This is a genomic window from Butyrivibrio sp., assembly GCF_024699075.1.
This window is the reverse complement of record NZ_JAILQF010000317.1, coordinates 1-2722: the sequence shown is the minus strand read 5'-3', so window position 1 is coordinate 2722 and position 2722 is coordinate 1. Positions and strand designations below refer to the sequence as shown.

The 2722-nt window shown below is 37.9% G+C and carries 3 protein-coding genes; all 3 read right to left on the bottom strand.

Annotated elements, in window-relative coordinates; all coding sequences use genetic code 11:
• Window positions 1-756: glycosyltransferase (locus tag K6G87_RS12685; RefSeq protein WP_296837855.1), on the bottom strand; the 756-nt coding region annotated here is incomplete at its 3' end.
• A 166-nt stretch (window positions 757-922) separates the two neighbouring features.
• A complete protein-coding gene (locus tag K6G87_RS12680) occupies window positions 923-2053 on the bottom strand; it encodes an EpsG family protein (RefSeq protein WP_296837853.1) in 1131 nt (376 codons plus the stop codon).
• Window positions 2054-2133: 80 nt separating this feature from the next.
• Window positions 2134-2722 (bottom strand): glycosyltransferase family A protein (locus K6G87_RS12675; RefSeq protein WP_296837850.1); only part of this gene is annotated, 589 nt, incomplete at its 5' end.

Here is a 2722-nt window from a genome sequence, read left to right as displayed (position 1 = left end):
TCTTATAATGTCATACTTTAAGACTTTACCCTTTGGCATATAGCGCTCAACTATCTGCTTTCTCTCACGCTCTGAAACCTTGGCTGCATTACCGCTTTCTGAATAGCCGCCTCCTTCATAGTCAGCAACCGTTACAGGAATATAGGTAGTAACTGCCTTGTCTATGTATACGCATCTTAAGAAATGCTCGTAATCAGCTCTTATGTGCCAGGTGGTATCAAAGTGCTCAGCCATCATAAGCTTCTTTTGATAAAAGCAGGCCTGATGACATGGGACATTACGATAGCAGGCAAAATCATCCATCCTAGGATTTGATGCAACTACCTGCCCTGTCATTCTTTCATAGATGTCACCGTAGAATATGTGCTTTTGGTCCTGATCCGGTTCTTTTTGAATTATGCCATCATGAATCTTTTGAAGAGTATCCTTATCCTTTAGATAATCTCCGCAGTTAAGAAAGTAAACATATGAATCCTCGTCTTCAAATGACATTGCATTTAAAGCTGTATTCATGGCATCATAGATTCCAGAATCCTTCTCGGATATAAGAAGAAATTTTTCGTCCTTGGATCTTCCTGTAGCTTCATCAATTTGAAGCTCTTCTTTAATTTTATCAAGGGACCCATCCGTAGAAAGGCCGTCTTTAATAATGACCTTCCAGGAATCAAAGGTCTGATCTTTAATGCTTTTTATTGTATTTAGAAGGTTGTCGCCAGCATTAAAGCTGACAACAATGATCTGAAAAAAGACTCCCATATTTGTCCTCTAAATTTTTATTCCAATTTATTTCTTCCAGAAAAAGAAATAGTCTTCACATATAGCATTCTTGTAGTCTTAATGATTTGGTCAAGTGTATCATTTTCAAGTTAATTATCTCATTTTCTAGTCAAGTATCTCGTATTCAAGTTAATTATCTCATTTTCTAGTCAAGTATCTCATATTCAAGTGGCACCATATCATTTAAAAGGAAGGTGTCATAAGGAAGTATCCTTACTCCGTCTGCCGGCGCCTGTTTCCACATAAATATGAGGAAATACAAAATACATACGATCAAAAATACCAGCTTATAGATCTTCTTTCTTGTCTCATCTTCTACAGATTCAAGAATCGCAGGAACAAGGAGTATCTGTGTGATCGTAAGATAATAACCTATTCTTGATATTACAGGTATGAAACTGCAGAACACATATAGAAGAAGGGCAAGGGTATTGCACTTAACATATATTATGTTCATCTTACTGTCTTTGATCCTGTCTCTATAAAGGAAGGCAAAGACCAGCACCACAACGCATCTTGCTATAGCTATGTAACTTGTTCCGCCTTCAAGAAGGTCAGTATCCTTATAGGACGGGTACACGATAAGAAGCAGTTTTAAATAATAGTCCTGAAGAAACAGAAAGCTAAGGCACATAATTCCTGCAGTCATGACCATCCATCTCTTCCACTTGATGCAGCATATTGGATATAAGACAAGTATTACAAGAAGTGATTTGTGAAAACATGCTCCAAGAAGTGCTACGAATATAAACCTTGGCCAGTCGCCTTTTTTGATATAGACAAGGGCAAGAAGAGCTGCTCCAAGTGCCAGGTAATACCTTACCGTAGACAAAGTCTGGAAATAGTAGGTAAGGAGCATGAACATTACAAATGACCAGCGAAATGACTCGCTTAGCTCGTTCATTGCATATAAAAAGAGAAGTATTGTGATAAATGCAAATATTGCAAATACCAATAAATAGTTCTCATACCCGCTTAAAAAGTAGATAACCCATACAAGGATATTGAAGCCTATCTCTGTCGGTACATATGCATTTGAATATATCAGATGCATAAAATTCGTGTATTTGGCGTAGTCATTGCCGACATTAAGTCTAAGCGCAGACACCGCAAAAAGCATGATGAAGATACTCACCATGCTTATAATATTCAGCACATGCTGACGGCTTATGCCTTTGTAAATGTAAACGTATTGCCCGTTTGATTCAGGTTCTGCCTTCCTTATGTTAAAGGCAAGACCTATAGTCAAAAGGGTCAAAAGGAGATAAACCCACATTCAAATATCTCCTCCTTAATATGATTTTTAATATAACTATTTTTAATATAACTATTTTTAATACTTTTTTCAGAAAGTCCTTACTTCTCTGCGTTTCTTACTCCATCTGCAAAGATCTTAAAGCACTCTCTAAAAGTCCTGTCCTTGACCATCTGTCCCCTGTTCTTATATATGAACCTGAAACCAAGGATCATGGCCATGCGGCCATAAAGGTAGTGGTACAAGACTCCTCTGTCATAGAAGAACTTTGTAGTATAACCTTCAAACCAGGTGGACTTACGCTGAATCTCTTTACCAAGTGTTATGTTGGTATGGTAGATCTTCATTTTTTTATCAAGACAATTCTTTAGGAAAAGAGAATCCTCACCGTTTGAGTATCTTGCTCCTCCACCAAAAAGCTGGGAGAAGGTAACGCCGCTTTTAAGAAGCTTATCCCTTCTTACTGCGATACTGTAAGCGGGGTATCTGCCATAGTTGTACCAGTGGACGCGTCCGAAATTCTTGTTGTAATAGGTCTCGCGCCCCTCTGACTGTTTCATATTAAAAAGAATCATGTCTGCTTCGGGATGAGCAGCAAATTCCTTAAGTATATCTTCCTTATATCCTTCTCTGTAAAGGATATCTTCGTCTGAAAAGAGGATTATTTCGCCTCTTGCATGAGTAATAGTA